This is a genomic window from Enterobacter asburiae, from assembly GCA_011754535.1.
GTDB lineage: Bacteria > Pseudomonadota > Gammaproteobacteria > Enterobacterales > Enterobacteriaceae > Enterobacter > Enterobacter cloacae_N.
In genome coordinates this window covers 158,904-178,811 of sequence record JAAQVN010000001.1, presented here as the reverse complement: position 1 = coordinate 178,811, position 19,908 = coordinate 158,904, and the positions used below count along the sequence as shown (strand labels likewise).

The 19,908-nt window shown below is 55.8% G+C and carries 20 protein-coding genes; 13 read left to right on the top strand and 7 right to left on the bottom strand.

Translation table 11 applies throughout. The features are described 5' to 3' along the window. The first annotated feature begins 68 nt into the window (after positions 1–68). Together HBM95_00795 and trmL are read left to right on the top strand one after the other, a co-directional pair. A complete protein-coding gene (locus tag HBM95_00795; GenBank protein ID NIH41491.1) occupies positions 69–1,409 on the top strand; it encodes an aromatic acid/H+ symport family MFS transporter in 1,341 nt (446 codons plus the stop codon). A gap of 45 nt (positions 1,410–1,454) precedes the next feature. Further along, positions 1,455–1,928 carry a tRNA (uridine(34)/cytosine(34)/5-carboxymethylaminomethyluridine(34)-2'-O)-methyltransferase TrmL gene (gene trmL, locus HBM95_00790; protein NIH41490.1) on the top strand — a complete coding sequence of 158 codons (474 nt, stop codon included), beginning with the start codon at positions 1,455–1,457 and terminating at the stop codon, positions 1,926–1,928. Here the strand turns inward: trmL and cysE are convergent. The 5 genes from cysE to HBM95_00765 form a co-directional block, all read right to left on the bottom strand. Then, a complete protein-coding gene (gene cysE, locus HBM95_00785; GenBank protein ID NIH41489.1) occupies positions 1,925–2,746 on the bottom strand; it encodes a serine O-acetyltransferase in 822 nt (273 codons plus the stop codon). The two genes, trmL and cysE, sit on opposite strands and share 4 nt — an antisense overlap. A gap of 75 nt (positions 2,747–2,821) precedes the next feature. Then, complete coding sequence (gpsA, locus tag HBM95_00780; protein NIH41488.1) at positions 2,822–3,841, bottom strand: NAD(P)H-dependent glycerol-3-phosphate dehydrogenase; 1,020 nt, start codon at positions 3,839–3,841, stop codon at positions 2,822–2,824. Then, positions 3,841–4,308 (bottom strand): protein-export chaperone SecB, encoded by a 468-nt coding sequence (gene secB, locus HBM95_00775; protein NIH41487.1) that lies wholly within the window; start codon positions 4,306–4,308, stop codon positions 3,841–3,843. Before secB ends, gpsA begins: the two co-directional genes overlap by 1 nt. Positions 4,309–4,340: 32 nt before the next feature. After that, entirely contained in the window at positions 4,341–4,592 is a 252-nt protein-coding gene (gene grxC / locus HBM95_00770; protein ID NIH41486.1) for a glutaredoxin 3, read from the bottom strand. Between the two features lie 11 nt (positions 4,593–4,603). Then, positions 4,604–5,035 carry a rhodanese-like domain-containing protein gene (locus HBM95_00765; protein ID NIH41485.1) on the bottom strand — a complete coding sequence of 144 codons (432 nt, stop codon included), beginning with the start codon at positions 5,033–5,035 and terminating at the stop codon, positions 4,604–4,606. Between the two features lie 246 nt (positions 5,036–5,281). Here HBM95_00765 and gpmM point away from each other — a divergent pair, with 246 nt between their 5' ends. The 5 genes from gpmM to HBM95_00740 are packed head-to-tail and all read left to right on the top strand — an operon-like array spanning position 5,282 to position 11,229. After that, complete coding sequence (gene gpmM, locus HBM95_00760) at positions 5,282–6,826, top strand: 2,3-bisphosphoglycerate-independent phosphoglycerate mutase (GenBank protein NIH41484.1); 1,545 nt, start codon at positions 5,282–5,284, stop codon at positions 6,824–6,826. A 9-nt stretch (positions 6,827–6,835) separates the two neighbouring features. Then, on the top strand, positions 6,836–8,119 hold the full coding sequence (gene envC, locus HBM95_00755; protein ID NIH41483.1) for a murein hydrolase activator EnvC: 1,284 nt from the start codon (positions 6,836–6,838) through the stop codon (positions 8,117–8,119). A 3-nt stretch (positions 8,120–8,122) separates the two neighbouring features. Beyond that, a complete protein-coding gene (locus HBM95_00750; protein ID NIH41482.1) occupies positions 8,123–9,073 on the top strand; it encodes a divergent polysaccharide deacetylase family protein in 951 nt (316 codons plus the stop codon). 20 nt (positions 9,074–9,093) lie between these two features. After that, positions 9,094–10,299, top strand: a complete 1,206-nt coding sequence (locus HBM95_00745) for a glycosyltransferase (GenBank protein ID NIH41481.1) — start codon at positions 9,094–9,096, stop codon at positions 10,297–10,299. Between the two features lie 15 nt (positions 10,300–10,314). Further along, positions 10,315–11,229 (top strand): hypothetical protein, encoded by a 915-nt coding sequence (locus tag HBM95_00740; protein NIH41480.1) that lies wholly within the window; start codon positions 10,315–10,317, stop codon positions 11,227–11,229. Between the two features lie 26 nt (positions 11,230–11,255). On the opposite strand, the gene tdh is transcribed toward HBM95_00740, so the two are convergent. Then, positions 11,256–12,284 carry an L-threonine 3-dehydrogenase gene (tdh, locus tag HBM95_00735; GenBank protein ID NIH41479.1) on the bottom strand — a complete coding sequence of 343 codons (1,029 nt, stop codon included), beginning with the start codon at positions 12,282–12,284 and terminating at the stop codon, positions 11,256–11,258. A 9-nt stretch (positions 12,285–12,293) separates the two neighbouring features. Next, positions 12,294–13,490 carry a glycine C-acetyltransferase gene (kbl, locus tag HBM95_00730; protein NIH41478.1) on the bottom strand — a complete coding sequence of 399 codons (1,197 nt, stop codon included), beginning with the start codon at positions 13,488–13,490 and terminating at the stop codon, positions 12,294–12,296. A gap of 215 nt (positions 13,491–13,705) precedes the next feature. Here kbl and rfaD point away from each other — a divergent pair, with 215 nt between their 5' ends. From rfaD to HBM95_00700, 6 genes are read left to right on the top strand one after another with little or no spacing between them, the layout of a single operon-like run. Beyond that, positions 13,706–14,638 carry an ADP-glyceromanno-heptose 6-epimerase gene (rfaD, locus tag HBM95_00725; GenBank protein ID NIH41477.1) on the top strand — a complete coding sequence of 311 codons (933 nt, stop codon included), beginning with the start codon at positions 13,706–13,708 and terminating at the stop codon, positions 14,636–14,638. A gap of 2 nt (positions 14,639–14,640) precedes the next feature. After that, the gene (gene rfaF / locus HBM95_00720; protein ID NIH41476.1) at positions 14,641–15,687 is read left to right on the top strand and encodes an ADP-heptose--LPS heptosyltransferase RfaF; all 1,047 of its coding nucleotides are present in this window, start codon (positions 14,641–14,643) and stop codon (positions 15,685–15,687) included. A 3-nt stretch (positions 15,688–15,690) separates the two neighbouring features. Then, positions 15,691–16,674, top strand: coding sequence for a lipopolysaccharide heptosyltransferase RfaC (rfaC, locus tag HBM95_00715; GenBank protein NIH41475.1), 984 nt, complete (start codon positions 15,691–15,693; stop codon positions 16,672–16,674). Positions 16,675–16,677: 3 nt separating this feature from the next. Next, a complete protein-coding gene (locus HBM95_00710; GenBank protein ID NIH41474.1) occupies positions 16,678–17,778 on the top strand; it encodes a glycosyltransferase family 9 protein in 1,101 nt (366 codons plus the stop codon). Between the two features lie 5 nt (positions 17,779–17,783). Next, the gene (locus tag HBM95_00705) at positions 17,784–18,692 is read left to right on the top strand and encodes a glycosyltransferase family 2 protein (GenBank protein ID NIH41473.1); all 909 of its coding nucleotides are present in this window, start codon (positions 17,784–17,786) and stop codon (positions 18,690–18,692) included. Further along, positions 18,680–19,894, top strand: a complete 1,215-nt coding sequence (locus HBM95_00700) for an O-antigen ligase family protein (GenBank protein NIH41472.1) — start codon at positions 18,680–18,682, stop codon at positions 19,892–19,894. The genes HBM95_00705 and HBM95_00700 overlap by 13 nt, the downstream gene beginning before the upstream one ends. The last annotated feature ends 14 nt before the right edge of the window (positions 19,895–19,908 follow it).

Genomic DNA, 19,908 nt, shown 5'->3' with positions numbered 1-19,908 from the left:
CCCGCCCGCAATTGTATAGACAAGCAAATACAAGAACACAAAAACAACATTACATCGGAGGGGAGCGTATGACGTATTCAGGTAAGGTGGATATTCAGCGGGTTATCGACGAGAGTCCCTTTTCAGGGTTTCACTGGCTTCTTATCGTGCTGGGCTTTCTGGTTCTGGCGATCGATGGTTTTGATACCGCAGCGATGGGCTACATCGCGCCTACGCTGTCGGCAGAATGGGGGATACACAAACAGGATCTGGGGCCGGTGCTGAGCGCGGCGCTGCTGGGGCTGTCGCTGGGCGCGCTGATTGCAGGCCCGGTGTCGGACCGGATGGGACGCAAGCGCGTGCTGGTCTTCTCGTGCCTGTTCTTCGGCCTGGCGAGCCTGGGCACGGCCTGGGCACAAAGCCTGAATACCCTGACGCTGTGGCGCTTTTTGACGGGTCTCGGGCTCGGCGCCGCGATGCCTAACGCCATCACGCTGATCTCCGAATTTGCCCCTCAACGCTGTCGTGCCATGGCGATTAATACCATGTACTGCGGCTTCCCTCTGGGTGCGGCAGGCGGCGGCGCGATCTCTTCCTGGCTTATCCCCCATTACGGCTGGCGAAGCGTGCTGCTGACCGGCGCGATTGCCCCGCTCATTTTAACGCTGCTGCTGGCGCTGCTGTTGCCGGAATCGGTGAAGTTTCTGGTGCAGCGCGGGAAAGACGTTATGCAGGTCCGCCGCATCGCCAGCCGGTTCAGCCGCAGCACGCTGGAGAGCGTCACGGGCTTTTTCCTGGCGGAGGAGAAAGTTGCGTCTAAAAAAGGGAGCGTGGGGCAGCTGTTTTCCATGCCCTGGCTGCCCGGCACCCTGATGCTGTGGGTGACCTATTTTATGGGGCTGGTCATTTACTACGTCCTGCTGAGCTGGATGCCAACGCTGATGCAGGGGATGGGTTATGCGCTGGCGGAATCCGCCTGGCTCACCTCGCTGTTCACGTTCGGGGGTACCGCAGGCATTCTGCTCGCGGGCTGGATGATGGACCGCTGGGAGGCGCACAAGGTGGTCGCAGGGGGATTTGTCCTGACGATGGGATTGATCCTGTTACTCGGCCTTGAGCATAACCATATCGCCCTGTTTGGCGGGCTGATTTTCCTGATGGGGATCGCCATGAACGGCGCGCAGTCGGGCATGCAAACCCTCGCGGCCACCTTTTACCCTACCGAGTGCCGCGCGACGGGCATCGCCTGGATGCAGGGGATTGGCCGCTTTGGCGGGGTGGCGGGCACCATGACCAGCGCCCAGCTTCTTTCTATGCAGTGGCAGGCAGACAGTATTTTAATGATCCTCAGCGTGCCCGCCCTGGTGGCCGCGGCGGCAACCGTCTACAAAATGCTGTACAGCCGCTCGCACGAACCCGGCGTCGCGTAGTTCCTCTCTTTTCTGCTATTCTGCCCCCGCAATTAAGGGGGCAGCATGCTTAACATCGTTTTATTCGAACCAGAAATTCCGCCAAATACCGGCAATATCATCCGCCTGTGCGCAAACACCGGTTTTCGCCTGCATATCATCGAGCCGATGGGCTTTACGTGGGACGACAAACGTCTGCGCCGCGCGGGGCTGGATTACCATGAATTTACCGCCGTGGTTCGCCATCACGATTACGCCGCGTTTCTGGAAGCGGAGAAGCCGCAGCGCATGTTCGCCCTGACCACCAAAGGCACGCCAGCGCACAGCGCCGTGTGCTATCAGGAAGGTGACTATCTGATGTTTGGCCCGGAAACCCGCGGCCTGCCGGCCACGATTCTGGATGCTCTGCCCGCTGAGCAAAAAATCCGTATTCCGATGATGCCGGACAGCCGCAGCATGAACCTGTCAAACGCGGTGTCGGTGGTGGTGTATGAAGCCTGGCGCCAGCTGGGTTATCCCGGCGCCATTTTAAGAAGTTAAATGCCGTCACCATACTCGAAGGTATGGTGAATGCCGTTGAAGTGCTGATCCATGTCCATGGACGGCTTATCGCTGTCTGGTTTACCGACGATGCGCGCCGGTACGCCAGCGGCAGTGGTGTGCGGCGGCACGGGCTGGAGCACAACCGACCCGGCGCCAATCTTCGCACCGCGCCCGACTTCAATATTGCCGAGAATTTTAGCGCCCGCGCCAATCATCACCCCCTCACGAATTTTCGGGTGGCGATCGCCGCTGGTTTTACCGGTACCGCCCAGAGTAACCGACTGGAGGATCGAGACATCATCTTCAATCACCGCCGTTTCACCCACCACAATGCCGGTGGCGTGGTCGAGCATGATCCCGCGGCCAATCTTCGCCGCCGGGTGAATATCGACCTGGAACGTCACGGAGACCTGGTTTTGCAGGAAGATCGCCAGCGCGCGGCGGCCTTCATTCCATAACCAGTGGCCGATGCGGTAAGCCTGCAGGGCGTGGAAGCCTTTCAGGTACAGTAGCGGCGTGGAGTATTTATCGACCGCCGGGTCACGGGTGCGCACGGCCTGGATATCGCAGGCGGCAGAGGCGATCATTTCCGGGTCAGCGGCGTAAGCCTCTTCAACCACTTCACGGATGGCGATAGCCGGCATGATGGAGGAAGCCAGCTTATTGGCGAGCATGTAGCTCAGCGCGCTGCCGAGATTTTCGTGCTTGAGTAACGTCGCGTGGTAAAAACTGGCCAGCATTGGCTCACAGTCGGCCAGCGCCCGGGCTTCGGCTTTAATATTATTCCAGACGATATCCAGTTCTTCACACGGCATTGCTAACTCCAGACGATAGTATAATGACCAGCCAGTTCTGCGCTGGCTGGGTCATTCAGGTGACAACGGTTCCGACTAGTTACTGCTGCGCTCGTCCTTGCGCGCACGACCTAATAAGGTCAATGCTGCCTCGCGCGCATTTTTTCCGCAATACAATACCTGATAAATTTCCTCGGTTATTGGCATTTCGACACCAAACCGGTGCGCCAACTCGCGAACTTCTTTGGTATTGCGGTAGCCTTCCACCACCTGTCCAATCTTCTCCTGCGCGCTTTTTACATCGCTGCCCTGTCCGAGCATCATGCCAAAGCGGCGGTTACGAGACTGGTTGTCGGTACAGGTCAGCACCAGGTCGCCCAGACCCGCCATTCCCATAAAGGTGGCCGGATCGGCGCCCAGCGCTTCGCCCAGACGGGACATTTCGGTTAAGCCGCGGGTAATCAACGCCGTACGCGCGTTGGCACCAAAACCAATGCCGTCTGACATCCCGGCGCCAATCGCAATCACGTTCTTCACCGCGCCGCCCAGTTGCACGCCGATAAAATCGGGGTTGCTGTAGACGCGGAAGCTCTTGCCGCAGTGCAGCAGTTGCTGAAGATCGTCGGAGAAGGCCTGGTCAGTGGATGCCAGCGAGATCGCCGTCGGCAGGCCCGCAGCCAGCTCTTTGGCAAAGGTCGGGCCAGAGATGACCGCAAGCGGGATCTCATCACCCAGCGCTTCGCGGGCAACGTCCTGCAGCAGGCGTCCGCTCTCCGCTTCCAGCCCTTTGGTTGCCCAGACAATACGCGCATCCGGGCGCATCAGCGGCTTAATCTGATGCAGCACGTCGCCAAAGACATGGCTCGGGACCACAATCAGAATGTTGCGGCTGGCCGCCAGCGCGGTCGCCAGATCGCTTTCCAGGTGCAGAGAGTCAGGGAACGGAACGTCCGGGAGAAACGCCACATTGCAACGGTCGCGCTGCAGCGTGGCGATATGTTTTGGATCGTGGCCCCACAGGACCACATCGTGACCATTTCTTGCCAGCGTGATGGCAAGAGCGGTGCCGTATGAGCCGGCACCGATCACAGTCATTGACGCATTAACAGTGCTCATCAGGCATCCTGATGTTGTTCGGCACCTTCGCCAGCCTGCTGCTGCAGATAGTTCATGAACAGCGCATCAAAGTTCACTGGCGCAAGGTTCAGTTGCGGGAATGTACCGCGAGAAACCAGGCTGGTGATACATTCACGGGCATACGGGAACAGGATGTTCGGGCAGTATGCACCCAGGCAATGCGCCATCTGGTTGCCTTCGATGCCGCCAATGGAGAAGATACCGCCCTGCTGTACTTCACACAGGAATGCAGTTTCTTCGCCCAGAGAGGCGGTCACGGTCACACGCAGTACGACTTCATACACGTCATCCGCCAGCTGGGTGGATGCGGTATCCAGATCAAGTTTAACCTCTGGCTGCCAATCTTTCTGGAAAACGTGCGGCGCATTTGGCGCTTCGAAAGAGACATCCTTGGTGTAGATACGCTGGATCTGGAAAGTCATTTCGGTGTTGTTTTGTTCTGACATGGAAATACCCTTTTTAATTGTCCTAAAGTCTCTTAGCTCAGCAGCGGATCGAGTCCACCACGGGCGTCGAGCGCATACAAGTCATCACAGCCGCCAATGTGCTGCGCATCAATAAAAATCTGCGGAACCGTCGTACGACCACTACGTTGGATCATCTCTTCGCGTTTGATCGCGTCACCGTCGATAGGCAATTCCTGGAACGTGACGCCTTTGCTGCTCAGCAGCGCTTTCGCACGATGGCAGAACGGGCACGTCGCTTTGGTGTAGATCTCAATATTGGCCATGACTGAACTCCTTATTTACCACGAACCAAAGGAAGATTTTCCCCGCTCCAGCCGGAAATACCTTCTTTCAGTACCGTTACGTTTTCGAAGCCCGCTTTATAAAGCGCGCTGGCAGATTCCTGCGCCTGCATACCGGTCGCATCCACAACAATAATGGGCTGAGCTTTGTGTTTCTCAAGCTCACCCACGTTGTTCGCTTTGATTTCAGCTGGCAACAGGTTGATTGCGCCGGCAATGTGACCTTTACGGAAATCGTCACGCTGACGCAGATCGACAACAACGGCGTCTTCTTTGTTAATCAGACGCGTCGCTTCACCACGGGTGATAACCTTAATCTTAGACGTCAGGCTCTTAAATGTGGTGAACAGTACAGCAGCCAGCAGGCCAATCCACGCGATGCTCAGAACCGGATGGCGGCTAACGAATTGCATAATTTCTTGCATGGAGGGTAACTACTCCCGACTAAGTGATAAAAAAACCAGGACAGGAGTATACCTGTGCGTTCTGGCAAATACAGCCAGCGACCATAACCTAATCCATTTTCTGCGGCATGCCACCTAAAAAAATGCCTCAAAATGGTCCGGTCAGCATCTTGCCCCCGCGCTTTCTTTGATCTTCTGCGGCTATTTGATCGATTCAGCTGTAGTAAAATTACGCAAATTTTGACTCTTGAGCATGAGGTTGTTGCAATGTCGGTTTCTAAAAAACCTATGGTACTGGTGATTCTGGATGGCTATGGCTACCGCGAAGACAGCCAGGATAACGCTATTTTCAACGCAAAAACCCCGGTAATGGATGCGCTGTGGGCAAAACGTCCGCATACCCTGATTGATGCATCCGGTCTGGAAGTCGGCCTGCCGGATCGCCAGATGGGCAACTCCGAAGTCGGTCACGTTAACCTGGGCGCAGGCCGTATCGTGTATCAGGACCTGACCCGTCTGGACGTCGAAATCAAAGAACGCACCTTCTTCGCGAACACGGTTCTCTGCGGTGCGGTAGATAAAGCCGTTGCAGCAGGTAAAGCGGTGCACATCATGGGTCTGCTCTCCGCGGGCGGCGTGCACAGCCATGAAGATCACATCATGGCGATGGTTGAGCTGGCCGCTGAACGCGGTGCGGAAAAAATCTACCTGCACGCCTTCCTGGACGGTCGCGATACGCCACCGCGCAGCGCAGAAGGCTCCCTGAAAGCTTTCGAAGACAAATTCGCCGCGCTGGGCAAAGGCCGCGTGGCCTCCATCATTGGCCGTTACTACGCTATGGACCGCGACAACCGCTGGGATCGCGTTGAACAGGCCTATGACCTGATGACCCTGGCAAAAGGTGAGTTCCAGTTCGCGACCGCCGTTGAAGCCCTGGAAGCCGCATACGCGCGTGATGAAAACGATGAATTCGTGAAAGCGAGCGTGATCCGCGCTGAAGGCCAGGCCGATGCCGCGATGGAAGATGGCGACGCGCTGATCTTCATGAACTTCCGCGCTGACCGCGCGCGCGAAATCACCCGTGCGTTCGTCAACAGCGATTTCGACGGCTTTGCCCGTAAGAAAGTGGTGAACATCAACTTCATCCAGCTGACCGAATATGCGGCAGATATCAACGCGCCTTGCGCTTACCCACCTGCCTCGCTGGAAAATACCTTCGGCGAGTGGATGGCGAAGAACGACAAAACCCAGCTGCGTATCTCCGAAACTGAGAAGTATGCGCACGTGACCTTCTTCTTTAACGGCGGCGTTGAAGAGCCGTTTAAAGGCGAAGAGCGCATTCTGATCAACTCGCCGAAAGTCGCCACTTACGATCTGCAGCCAGAGATGAGCTCTGCCGAACTGACCGAAAAACTGGTGGCCGCGATCGAAAGCGGCAAGTACGACACTATCATCTGTAACTATCCGAACGGCGACATGGTCGGCCATACCGGCGTGATGGAAGCGGCGGTGAAAGCGGTTGAAGCGCTGGACCATTGCGTTGAGCAGGTAGCAAAAGCGGTTGAATCTGTGGGCGGCCAGCTGTTGATCACCGCTGACCACGGTAACGCCGAGCAGATGCGCGACCCGGCAACCGGCCAGGCACACACCGCGCATACCAACCTGCCTGTTCCGCTGATTTATGTGGGTGATAAATCACTGAAAGCAGTGGAAGGCGGCAAGCTTTCCGACATCGCGCCAACCATGTTGTCGCTGATGGGCATGCCGATCCCTGAAGAGATGACTGGTAAGCCGCTGTTCATCGTGGAATAATCGCTCCCCATGAGGGGAAAGGCGATTTTTTCAATCACATGGGTCGTGAAGCCGCTTAGGTTATCAGTCAGACCTCTGTTTTACGCCAGCGCACTCAGCGCTGGCGTATTGCTGTGCGCCGCATCCGCCCACGCGGATGACCGCGACCAGCTAAAATCCATTCAGGCCGATATCGCCGCCAAAGAGCGTGCGGTACGCCAGCAGCAACAGCAGCGCTCCGCCCTGCTCGCCCAGCTTAAGCAGCAGGAAGAGGCCATCTCCGCTGCCGCACGTAAACTCCGTGAAACGCAAAACACCCTCGCCGAGTTGAACAAACAGATCGACGAGATGAACGCGTCGATTGCCAAACTGGAGCGCCAGCGTGATGCGCAGGAGCGCAACCTCGCGGCACAGCTGGATGCTGCATTCCGCCAGGGTGAACATACCGGACTCCAGCTGATTCTCAGCGGCGAAGAGAGCCAACGTGGCCAGCGCCTGCAGGCCTACTTCGGCTATCTCAACCAGGCGCGTCAGGAGACTATCGCGCAGCTGAAGCAGACGCGCGAAGAGGTCTCCACCCAAAAAGCGGAGCTGGAAGAGAAGCAGAGCCAGCAACAGACGTTGCTCTACGAACAAAAAGCGCAGCAGGCGAAACTTGAGCAGGCCCGTAACGAGCGCAAGAAAACCCTGTCCGGTCTTGAGTCCTCCATTCAGGCAGGACAAAGCCAGCTGAGCGAAATGCGCGCCAACGAATCCAAACTGCGTAACAGCATCGCCCGTGCGGAAGCGGCGGCGAAAGCGCGCGCCGAAAAAGAGGCGCGCGAAGCGCAGGCGGTTCGCGACAAGCAGCAGGAAGCCTCCCGCAAAGGAACCACCTACAAGCCAAGCGAGAGCGAACGTTCCCTCATGTCGCGTACCGGTGGCCTGGGCTCCCCTCGCGGTCAGGCATACTGGCCCGTTCGCGGTTCTATTTTGCATCGCTATGGCGAACAGCTGCAGGGTGAGCTACGTTGGAAAGGGATCGTTATCGGTGCGTCTGAAGGTAGCGAAGTGAAAGCCATCGCCGATGGCCGCGTGATTCTGGCCGACTGGCTGCAGGGTTACGGGCTTGTGGTGGTGGTCGAGCACGGTAAAGGCGACATGAGTCTTTACGGCTACAACCAGAGCGCGCTGGTCAGCGTCGGCACGCAGGTGCGCGCCGGCCAACCCATCGCCCTTGTGGGCAGCAGTGGCGGTCAGGGCCGCCCGTCACTCTATTTCGAAATTCGTCGTCAGGGTCAGGCGGTCAATCCACAGCCGTGGTTGGGAAGATAAGTTTTGCTTCAGTTTCGTCGAATGATTCTCTCCGTCGTCAGCGCGCTGGCGCTGGCTGCACCAGCTTATGCAGGCAAACTCGCGATTGTGATTGATGACTTCGGTTATCGTCCGCACTATGAAAATCAGGTGCTGGCGATGCCGTCAGCCATCTCCGTCGCCGTCCTGCCCAATGCGCCACACGCGCACGAGATGGCTACCAAAGCCCACAACAGCGGTCATCAGGTGCTTATTCATCTGCCAATGGCCCCGCTTAGCAAGCAGCCGCTGGAAAAAGATACCCTGCGCCCGGATATGAGCAGCGATGAGATCGAGCGCATCATCCGTGACGCCTACAACAAAGTTCCGTATGCCGTAGGCCTGAACAACCATATGGGCAGCGCGATGACCTCCAGCCTGTATGGAATGCTGAAAGTGATGCAGGCGCTGGAACGTTACAATCTCTACTTCCTCGACAGCATGACCATCGGCAACAGCCAGGCGATGCGGGCCGCTCAGGGGACGGGTGTAAAGGTCATTAAGCGTAAAGTCTTCCTGGACGACTCCCAGAATGAAGCGGATATCCGCGTGCAGTTTAACCGCGCGGTAGCGCTGGCGCGCCGTAACGGTTCGGCTATTGCCATTGGGCACCCGCATCCTTCAACGGTGCGCGTTCTACAGCAGATGTTGCCCTCCCTGCCTGCCGACATCACGCTGGTACGCCCGAGCGATCTGCTCAATGAACCGCAGGTAGACACGTCTCGTCCGGGTAGCGCTCAACCTCCGGCAACGCAGCCGCGCAATCCGTTCCGCGGCGTGAAGAACTGCACGCTGAAACAACCGCCTGAACCGGTGCATGCAACCCGCTTCTTCACGGTAATCAGCGAAAGCGTGAGCCAGAGTACGCTGGTGCAATACTTCCAGCACCAGTGGCAGGGATGGGGTAAGAAAGTCTCAGCGAACCACTCCCAGTGACAGGCGATTAAGGTAGAACAATGCCGCAACGACACAAAATTCTGCTCCTCGATACCGGTAAAGAGTGGGGAGGAGGCACCAACAGCATGCTCGAACTTCTGAAGCGCATTAACCGCGAGAAGTTCGATATTACCTGTTGTTTTTACAGCGACTACAGTCGGGCCGAAGGGCAAACCATCGGTCAGGTGCTGAACGGCATTGGCATTCCCTTAATTGTCATTCCCCAGCATAAACAGCCCGCATGGGCGAAAATCGCAAAAGAGCTGGGCCGCAGCCTGCTGTTTTTCTCCCGCAGCGCCCGGAAGGCGCTTACGCGCCATGTTGATACCCTCTGGCGCATTCGCCCTAACGTCCGCAAGATCGAGACGATTTTCCGGGAAGGCGGTTTCGATACGCTGTACATGAACAACCAGCCAGGCTCTAACGAAGAGGGTTACCTGGCGGGCGCGAAGCTGCATGCGCGGATAATTCAGCACTGCCGGATTGAACCAGTGCTGACGCCGCCGCTGGTAAAGCTGGTGAATGCCCATGCCACAAAAATCATCGCCGTTTCGCACGGCGTCGAGCGCGTGTTACTTCAGCATGGCGTCCGGCCCGAGCTGTGTACAACGGTGAACAATGCCATCGACATCCACCAGCCTTTGCCCGACCGACGCGCCATGCGTCATCGTCTGAACATTGATGACGACACCTTTGTGTTCGGCAGCATTGGATCGCTGATCCCCCGCAAGGCTAACCACCATACGCTGGCGGCGCTGGCGCAGTTCAACCAGCAGCATCCGCAGGCAAAATGGAAGATGGTGCTGGTCGGTGAAGGGGCTGAACGCGGCGCGCTGGCGGCACAGGCTGAGGCGCTGGGTATTGCCGGGCACGTGATTTTTACCGGTTTCCAGAACACGCCTTTTGACTACCTCGCTACCTTCGACGCGTTTATTCTGGCCTCGCAGAGCGAAGGCTTGCCCCGAGTCGTGCTGGAAGCGATGCTGCTGAACATCCCCGTCATTGGTTCAAAGGTGACCGGCACGGCAGAATTGATCGACCACGAGGCGACCGGGCTGCTTTTCCCGTGGAGCGATGTATCGAAACTTGCTCAACATCTGGATAATATCTGGCAGGATCCCGATCTGCGCGCCCGGCTCGCCGCGGCTGCGCATCAGAATGTCTGCAACGTGTATGCCATTGAAAGCTATGTTAACGGTGTCGAGGCCGTTCTTGGCGCGCAATAACCAAACGAGAACAACATGTTTAAATTCCTGAATGCTCGCTACCGCCACATCACCGGGCGACATAACATTCCGTACGCTTCCCTTCCGGTTACGCGCGATCTCGTTGCGGTGGACTCCATCGTGATCCCGTGTACGGGCGCGGATTTCGTTGAAGAAGCGTTGTTGTCAGCGACATTTGCAGAACGTTATGCCACCGACGTCAGCGAAATTGTTATCGTCAGCGATCAGCCTGAATCCGCTTTCGGCGAACTCCCGCCAAAGACCCGCGTCGTCACGCTTACCCTTCCGGTACGCGAGGAAAGTTACCGCTATAAGCAGATCTACCTCAGCCGTCTGGTGAAGCTGAACGCCCCGTTACAGGCGCGCGGTGAAGGCGTATTGATGATCGATTCCGATCTCAACCTGCTGAAAATGCCGGAAATTAACATGGCCGATATGCACATCTACTCCAGCTTCCGTCAGGGCAAAATGATTGCCAAGCTGGACGGTGCGCCAGCGGAGAAAGTGCCGGCGTATTACAAAGAGACGGTGCGCCCGTATCTGGTCGATCACGTTAACGGCGCGTTTCTTGCGGCCACCAAAAAGACCTGGCGCCGTATCTGCCCGCTGTGGCTGACGCTGTTCCAGGATACCTGGGAACTGATGGACGACACGCAGCCGCCAACCGATCAGCTGCCGCTCGCCGCGCTGCTGGACATGCTGGATTTAAAAACGGTTAATCTGGGCGACTGGATGAACTGGCCGGTGTCCAAGAAGATCGGCGGACAGGAAGCTGTTGTGCCGAAAGAGGTGATTGGCGCGCACGGTGGTTTCCCACTTTCCGAATGGCAGAAGTATCTTGAATCGCCAGATAATAAGCTGTTATTCAAAGGTCAGGACTACACCCGCAAGGTGCGTTACCTGACGGACGAAGAGAAAAAGAATCAGTAAAAAAGGGGCCACGGGCCCCTTTTTGATTATTTATCCCAGCTCAGGATCACTTTTCCTGACTGACCGGAACGCATCGCGTCAAAGCCCTGCTGGAATTCGTCGATGGAGAAACGGTGCGTAATAATCGGTGACAGATCCAGACCGGACTGGATTAGCGCCGCCATCTTGTACCAGGTTTCGAACATCTCGCGGCCATAGATGCCCTTGATGAACAGCCCCTTGAAGATGACTTTGTTCCAGTCGATGGACATATCTGACGGCGGAATACCCAGCATCGCGATACGCCCACCGTGGTTCATGGTGTCCAGCATGGTGCGAAACGCCGGTGGCGCGCCGGACATCTCCAGACCTACGTCAAAGCCTTCGGTCATGCCCAGCTCTTCCATCACGTCGGTCAGGCTCTCTTTAGAGACATCCACCGCGCGGGTCACGCCCATTTTACGTGCCAGCGACAGACGGTATTCGTTCACGTCGGTGATGACCACGTTGCGCGCGCCCACGTGCTTTGCCACGGCTGCCGCCATGATGCCGATTGGGCCCGCGCCGGAGACCAGCACGTCTTCGCCCACCAGGTCGAAGGAGAGAGCGGTGTGCACCGCGTTGCCGAACGGGTCGAAGATGGAGGCCAGATCGTCAGAAATATTGTCCGGGATTTTGAACGCGTTAAAGGCCGGAATCACCAGGTATTCCGCGAAGCAGCCCGGACGGTTAACGCCCACGCCGACGGTGTTACGGCACAGGTGCGTACGTCCACCGCGGCAGTTACGGCAGTGGCCGCAGGTAATATGGCCTTCGCCGGAAACGCGATCGCCAATCTTGAAGCCTTTTACTTCCTGGCCGATGCCGACCACTTCACCCACATATTCGTGGCCGACAACCATCGGGACAGGAATGGTTTTCTGCGACCACTGGTCCCAGTTGTAGATGTGAACGTCAGTACCGCAGATGGCGGTTTTACGAATTTTGATCAGCAGATCGTTATGACCGACTTCCGGCTCCGGCACGTCGGTCATCCAAATCCCTTCTTCCGCTTTCAGTTTGGATAACGCTTTCATCACACGTCCTCAGGCAATTACGCCCAGCTGTTTACCGATGCGGGTAAAGGCTTCCACCGCACGTTCAATTTGTTCAGGCGTATGCGCCGCGGACATCTGGGTGCGGATACGCGCCTGACCTTTTGGCACCACCGGGAAGAAGAACCCGGTGACGTAAATCCCCTCTTTCTGCAGCTCGCGGGCAAACTTCTGCGCGACGACCGCATCACCCAGCATCACCGGGATAATGGCGTGATCGGCACCGGCCAGGGTAAACCCTGCAGCGCTCATTTTTTCACGGAACAGACGGGCGTTGGACCACAGGCGGTCGCGCAGTTCGGCACCGGACTCCACCATCTCCAGCACTTTGATGGAGGCGGCCACAATCGCCGGCGCAAGAGAGTTGGAGAACAGGTACGGTCGAGAGCGCTGGCGCAGCCACTCAACCACCTCTTTGCGCGCAGCCGTGTAACCGCCGGACGCGCCGCCGAGCGCTTTGCCCAGCGTGCCGGTGATGATGTCCACGCGGCCCATCACGTCGCAGTATTCGTGGGAACCACGGCCGTTTTCGCCGACAAAGCCGACCGCGTGAGAGTCATCGACCATTACCAGCGCGTCGTATTTATCCGCCAGGTCGCACACGCCCTTCAGGTTGGCGATCACGCCGTCCATCGAGAACACGCCGTCGGTGGCGATCAGCACATGACGAGCCCCCGCTTCACGGGCCTCTTTCAGGCGCGCTTCCAGCTCGACCATGTCGTTGTTGGCGTAGCGGAAGCGCTTCGCTTTGCACAGACGTACGCCGTCGATGATGGAGGCGTGGTTCAGGGCGTCGGAGATAATCGCATCTTCTGCGCCGAGCAGGGTCTCAAACAGACCGCCGTTGGCGTCGAAGCAGGAGGAGTACAGAATCGCGTCTTCCATTCCGAGGAAGCTCGCCAGCTTTTGCTCAAGCTGCTTGTGGCTGTCCTGCGTACCGCAGATAAAGCGTACGGAGGCCATGCCGAAACCGTGGGTGTCCATGCCGTTTTTCGCCGCGGCAATCAGCTCAGGGTGATTCGCAAGACCTAAGTAGTTGTTCGCACAAAAGTTGATCACATGGCTGCCGTCGGCAACGGTGATGTCCGCCTGCTGAGCAGACGTGATAATACGCTCTTCCTTGAACAACCCTTCCGCACGTGCGGTGTCGAGGTCGCTGTTTAACTGTTTGTAAAAATCACCACGCATTGCAATTCTCCAGACTCGGCAAATTTCGGCACATATTACCCAAACCTATAGTTCATGACGAGATGACGCAGTATCTCTTCTCGTTTTTGCAGCATAAATCACGTGTAACCCTGCTGCATATCGGTGAATGGCTGAAGGGTCGCCATACTAATGATATGATATGAACATTAGCGTCCGGGATTGGCCCCGGGCTCCACACTTCAAAGGTTACAGTTATGATCATCGTTACCGGCGGCGCGGGCTTTATCGGCAGCAATATTATCAAGGCCCTCAATGACAAAGGCATCACCGACATCCTGGTGGTGGACAACCTGAAAGACGGCACCAAGTTTGTTAACCTGGTGGATCTGAACATCGCTGACTACATGGATAAAGAAGACTTCCTTATCCAGATTATGGCAGGTGAAGAGTTCGGCGAGATCGAAGCCATCTTCCACGAAGGTGCGTGCTCATCCACCACAGAGTGGGACGGCAAGTACATGATGGACAACAACTATCAGTACTCCAAAGAGCTTCTGCACTACTGCCTGGAGCGTGAAATTCCGTTCCTGTATGCCTCCTCGGCGGCAACCTATGGCGGTCGTACCTCGGACTTCATCGAGTCCCGCGAGTACGAGCAGCCGCTGAACGTCTACGGCTACTCCAAGTTCCTCTTCGACGAGTACGTGCGTCAGATCCTGCCTGAAGCGAACTCCCAGATCGTCGGCTTCCGCTACTTCAACGTCTACGGACCGCGCGAAGGCCACAAAGGCAGCATGGCGAGCGTGGCGTTCCACCTGAATACCCAGCTGAATAACGGCGAAAGCCCGAAACTGTTTGAAGGCAGCGACGGCTTCAAGCGCGACTTCGTTTACGTGGGCGACGTAGCAGCCGTGAACCTGTGGTTCTGGGAAAACGGCGTGTCCGGCATCTTCAACCTGGGCACAGGCCGCGCGGAATCCTTCCAGGCAGTGGCTGACGCGACGCTGGCGTACCACAAAAAAGGCAGCATCGAGTACATTCCGTTCCCGGACAAACTGAAAGGCCGCTATCAGGCGTTCACGCAGGCAGACCTGACCAACCTGCGCGCCGCAGGCTACGACAAGCCGTTCAAGACCGTTGCCGAAGGCGTAACGGAATACATGGCCTGGCTGAACCGCGACGCATAAGTATGAAGATTCTGGTGATCGGCCCGTCCTGGGTGGGCGACATGATGATGTCGCAAAGTCTTTATCGCACGCTCAAGGCGCGTTATCCCCAGGCGATAATCGACGTGATGGCACCTGCATGGTGCCGTCCGCTGCTATTGCGCATGCCGGAAGTGAACGAGGCGATCCCGATGCCGCTTGGCCACGGGGCGCTGGAAATCGGCGAGCGCCGCAAACTCGGCCACAGCCTACGCGAGAAGCGCTACGATCGCGCGTACGTGCTGCCAAACTCCTTCAAATCCGCCCTGGTGCCTTTCTTTGCGGGTATCCCGCACCGTACCGGCTGGCGAGGTGAAATGCGCTACGGCCTGCTGAACGACGCCCGGGTGCTGGATAAAGAGGCCTGGCCGCTGATGGTGGAGCGCTACGTGGCGCTGGCCTACGACAAAGGCGTGATGCGCAGCGCGAAAGACCTGCCGCAGCCGCTGCTGTGGCCGCAGCTTCAGGTTAACGACGGGGAGAAATCCCACACCTGCAACGCGTTTGGCATTTCGTCTGAACGCCCGATGATTGGCTTCTGCCCTGGCGCGGAATTTGGTCCGGCAAAGCGCTGGCCGCACTACCACTACGCCGAACTGGCGAAACAGCTGATCGACGAAGGCTACCAGATTGTGCTGTTTGGCTCGGCGAAGGACCACGAGGCGGGCAACGAAATACTCGCCACGCTGAGCAATGAACAACAGGCCTGGTGCCGCAACCTGGCAGGAGAAACGCAGCTTGAACAGGCGGTTATCCTGATTGCCGCCTGTAAAGCCGTGGTCAGCAATGACTCTGGCCTGATGCACGTCGCCGCCGCACTGGACCGTCCGCTGGTCGCGCTGTATGGCCCAAGCAGCCCGGACTTCACCCCGCCCTTGTCGCACAAAGCGCGCGTCATCCGCCTGATCACCGGCTACCACAAGGTACGCAAGGGCGATGCCGCAGAAGGCTACCATCAGAGCCTGATCGATATTACCCCGCAGCGCGTTCTCGAAGAGCTCAACGAACTGCTGTTGAGCGAAGAAGGATAACGGATGCGGGTATTGATCGTTAAAACCTCCTCAATGGGCGATGTTCTGCATACGCTGCCGTCGCTGACGGACGCTATGCGGGCCATCCCCGGCATCCGTTTTGACTGGGTGGTGGAAGAAGGCTTCGCGCAGATCCCCACCTGGCATGAAGCGGTTGACCGCGTGATCCCGGTCGCGATTCGCCGCTGGCGCAAAGCGTGGTTCTCCGCGCCGATTAAAGCCGAGCGTAAAGCCTTCCGTGAAACGGTGCAGGCGCAGCGCTACGACGCAATCATCGACGCCCAGGGGCTGGTGAAAAGCGCCGCGCTGGTCACGCGTCTGGCGCACGGCGTAAAGCACGGCATGGACTGGCACACCGCCCGCGAACCGCTGGCGAGCCTGTTCTATAACCGCCGCCACCACATCGCAAAACAGCAGCACGCCGTGGAACGCACCCGCGAGCTGTTCGCAAAAAGCCTCGGCTATGCGAAACCGGAAACCCAGGGCGACTATGCCATTGCACAGCACTTTTTGCGCAATACAGATCCCTGTGCTCAGCCTTATCTTGTCTTCCTGCATGCCACAACGCGTGACGATAAGCACTGGCCGGAAACGCACTGGCGAAGGCTGATTGAACTAATGCAACCCTCCGGTATCCATATTAAACTCCCGTGGGGCGCTGAGCATGAACGGCAGCGTGCGGAGCGTCTGGCAGCAGGCTTTACCCACGTTGAGGTTTTACCCAAACTCACGCTGGCGCAGGTTGCCGCAGAGCTGGCAGGCGCTAACGCCGTTGTTTCCGTGGATACGGGTTTAAGCCATTTAACCGCGGCGCTGGATCGTCCAAATATCACCCTTTTTGGCCCGACCGATCCCGGCCTGATCGGAGGCTATGGCAAAAACCAGCATCAGATGGTCAGCCCGACTCAGCAAACGAAGGATATCAGCGCAGATGCGATTTTTTCATTTTTACAGGGCAGCCGCTGGCTTTCCAACAGGGATATTTAACCCATGAGTTACGTATTTCTGCTGATTTTACTCTTTCCGGTGAAGCTTCTCCGGAAGCTGTTTCGCAAGGAGACAGGTAAAAACCTGGTCATTCAAACAGCTAAAATCGGCGATTTTGTTAATGCTACGCCTCTTCTGGCCTGGCTGCAAAAAAGCGACGTGCTGATCAGCCGCAGCGTGGGTGCGCTGGCGAAACATGATGAGACTATCGACGAGATTTTTTTTATCGAGCAGCAAAAGCGTAACCTGTGGCGAAAGCTTCGCTTTGCCTGCAGGATTATGAACCGCTATGACAACGTATACCTGCTGCAGCCTAACAGCGTGAATCTCTTTTTCGCCTCCGTATGCAATGCCAAAAACAAACAATTTTTAAGCACTTATACGCGCAGGTGGTATCACGGGATTTTCTATGCAACGGCCGATGGTACGGTTAAGCACGAAAAGAAGACGCTGTCCGTCACGAACTATCTTAAGCTGGCGGATCGTGCGCTGACCTGGCAAGACTCTCCCAAGCACGCCACAAAGCCACTGTTTAAACCCGCGACTTACCCGGCGATCCTTGATAAACCAGGTGCGATCCGCATTGGCATCAGCATCGCCGCAGGAAATAAAGCGAAAACCGTTCCGCCGGTCATCTGGAAGCAAATTGCCGATCGTCTGGCAGACCTGCCATGCGAGTTTTATGTCTTTGGCGCCCCGAATGAACAGTCGTGGATGGACGATATCACCCGGGCTTATGGTGAGCTGCCCAACTTTATTAATCTGATTGGCAAGATCTCGCTGGAAGAGCTTCCGTGGGCCATTTCTAAGATGGATTGTTATATCGCGTCCGATTCGGGGAATGTCTATATTGCCGATGCGGTTGGCGTGCCGGTCGTCTTATTGTTCGGACCGTGCTGCCACTATGAGCAACGCCCGCTTGGCAACGTGTTGCTGATTGGCAACGATGCCAATATATGCTCGTATGTTTTTGAAACACGATATTACTTCTCACAAAGCCGGGAAGAACTCTTCGCGGTAACAGACGAATCGCTGGACGAACTCAAACATTTCATTTGCGGACTGCCAACAGCAAATACCGCCCTTGATGCGCAGGGAAACTAATTACTATGGCTTTTCTCAGCATCATTATTGCCGCACACAACGCTGAAAACACGCTTCACGCCACGCTGGAAAACCTGCAAAACGCGATTGAGAATGCAGGCGATGATGTCGAAGTCATTATCTTTAATGACGGTTCCGGTGATTCCACACAGGGTATTATTGAGACGTGGTTGCCAAAGCTTCCGCATGCGCAATCCCATTACGTTGAGTACCGTAACGTAGGACATGTTCGAAATAGCGCAGTCTCGCTGGCGTCAGGCGAATACATCACGATGCTGGATAGCGACGATCTGTTGAAGCCGGGTAGCATCCGGGATGCCGTCGCCTTCCTGAAAGCAGAGCGTCCTGATATGTTGCTGACGCGCCTGCTGGAAATTCGTGATATGCGGAAAATCACCTCCGCCTGGCAGGGATTCACTCCCGTCTCATTATCTCAGAATGATGCAATAAAACGTTTCTTACAGCACAAAGATTTTCAGGCGCACCTCATCGGGCAATTCGTACACCGCAGGCTGTACGCAACCAACCCGATCCCTTCTATGGTCTGCTATGAAGATTTCGCGGTATTTCCCGGCATGCTGATGCAATCGCGTAAAATCGTCTATCAGCGCCAGGGGCACTATTATTACATCAAACGCAGCGGCAGTTTGTCGAGCCGTCTTGACGCCAGTAAAATCGCTACGCTGGTTGAATGCACATTACAGATGGAAAAAACATTCCCGCCATCATTTAAGCATCTTGTTAATTGCCATTGGTTTGATATTTACAGTAATCACCGACAACACCTGACCGATGTGCAGCTCAAGCTGGTTAAGCAGCGGGTGAAATCACTTTATTCTTTCTCTTTTTTCTTCTCCAGAGATGTACGTTTCAGCTACAAAAAAAGGGTCATTGAGGCATTATGGAAAAAGTAAAACTGCGGCTCTATCAGCTGGCACTGATTTTGAGCCTCATTTCGCTGGCGCTGTCGCTGCTGAGCTCAGGTAAACAACGAGAATTTTTCTACATCGCGGTTTATGCCAGCATTATCGGTTTAGCTTGCGAATATAAAAAAATTACGCTGCGTCCCTTTTCTATCGCGTTACCCATTTTGCTGATTGGGCTACTCAATCTTGTCTGGTATATGGTGTATGAATATCATAGCGAAGGTTTAAACGCTTATAGCGATTATCTTGGTGCCAGTAAGAAGCTGATTTTAGCGAGTATTCTCGTTTTCTATCTTGATCGGTTTAAGTCTTACATCGATAAAGCATCCTTTCAGAAATATTTCTTATACGCCTCTGGCGCGGGGTTTGTACTTGCCACTGGCTATGGCTTATGGCAGGCATCGCAAGGTATGGGGCGTATCGAGATGGCCATAAATCGTGCGACCGTATCAGCCTATGTTTACTCTGTACTGTCACTGGCGTTTGTATACAGCCTTTATCTGCAAAAAAATATAAAGCTGTATGTTGCTGCAGGGCTCATCGTCTTAATATCTTATTTCGTCATTCTTTTAACAGGTACACGTGCCGCAATGGGGCTGTATTTGCTTCTGGCGATTGTGCTCACGCTCTACCACTTCAGAAGAATTCACCTAAAATCAACGCTGATTTTTTTATGCATTGTGGCGGGTATTATTATCGTTAGCTACAAGCCATTGATTTCGCCAAAAATAGTCCAAACGCAGATGGAACTGGAAAGCTACCAGCAGGGACATGACGCAACGTCACTCGGAGCGCGTTTTTCCATGTGGACAATTGGTATTCAGAACGGACTTGCACACCCGCTGGGGCAGTCAGTCGAAGACCGCGAAGTATGGACAAAGCAATATGTGCAACATGGGCATCCACATCTCGCCGCCGCACTCGAGTTTATCAGAGTGCATTTACACAATGAATTTATCGAAAAATACTCTCTGCAAGGGCTTCCGGGTCTGGCGATATTGCTCTTTTTCTTCGTTTCGATGATCGCTTACGCACTTAAAAACCGAAATGGTCTGCTGCTGACAACGATGCTTCTTTTATTACTCTATGGTCTGACGGACGTCATTCTATTGAGCTCAGAAGCCTTAATATTCTTTGTTACCGTGTTTGCCCTGAGCACTCCGCTCTCGCAAACCAGACAACGTCAATAAGCGATAATGCCCGC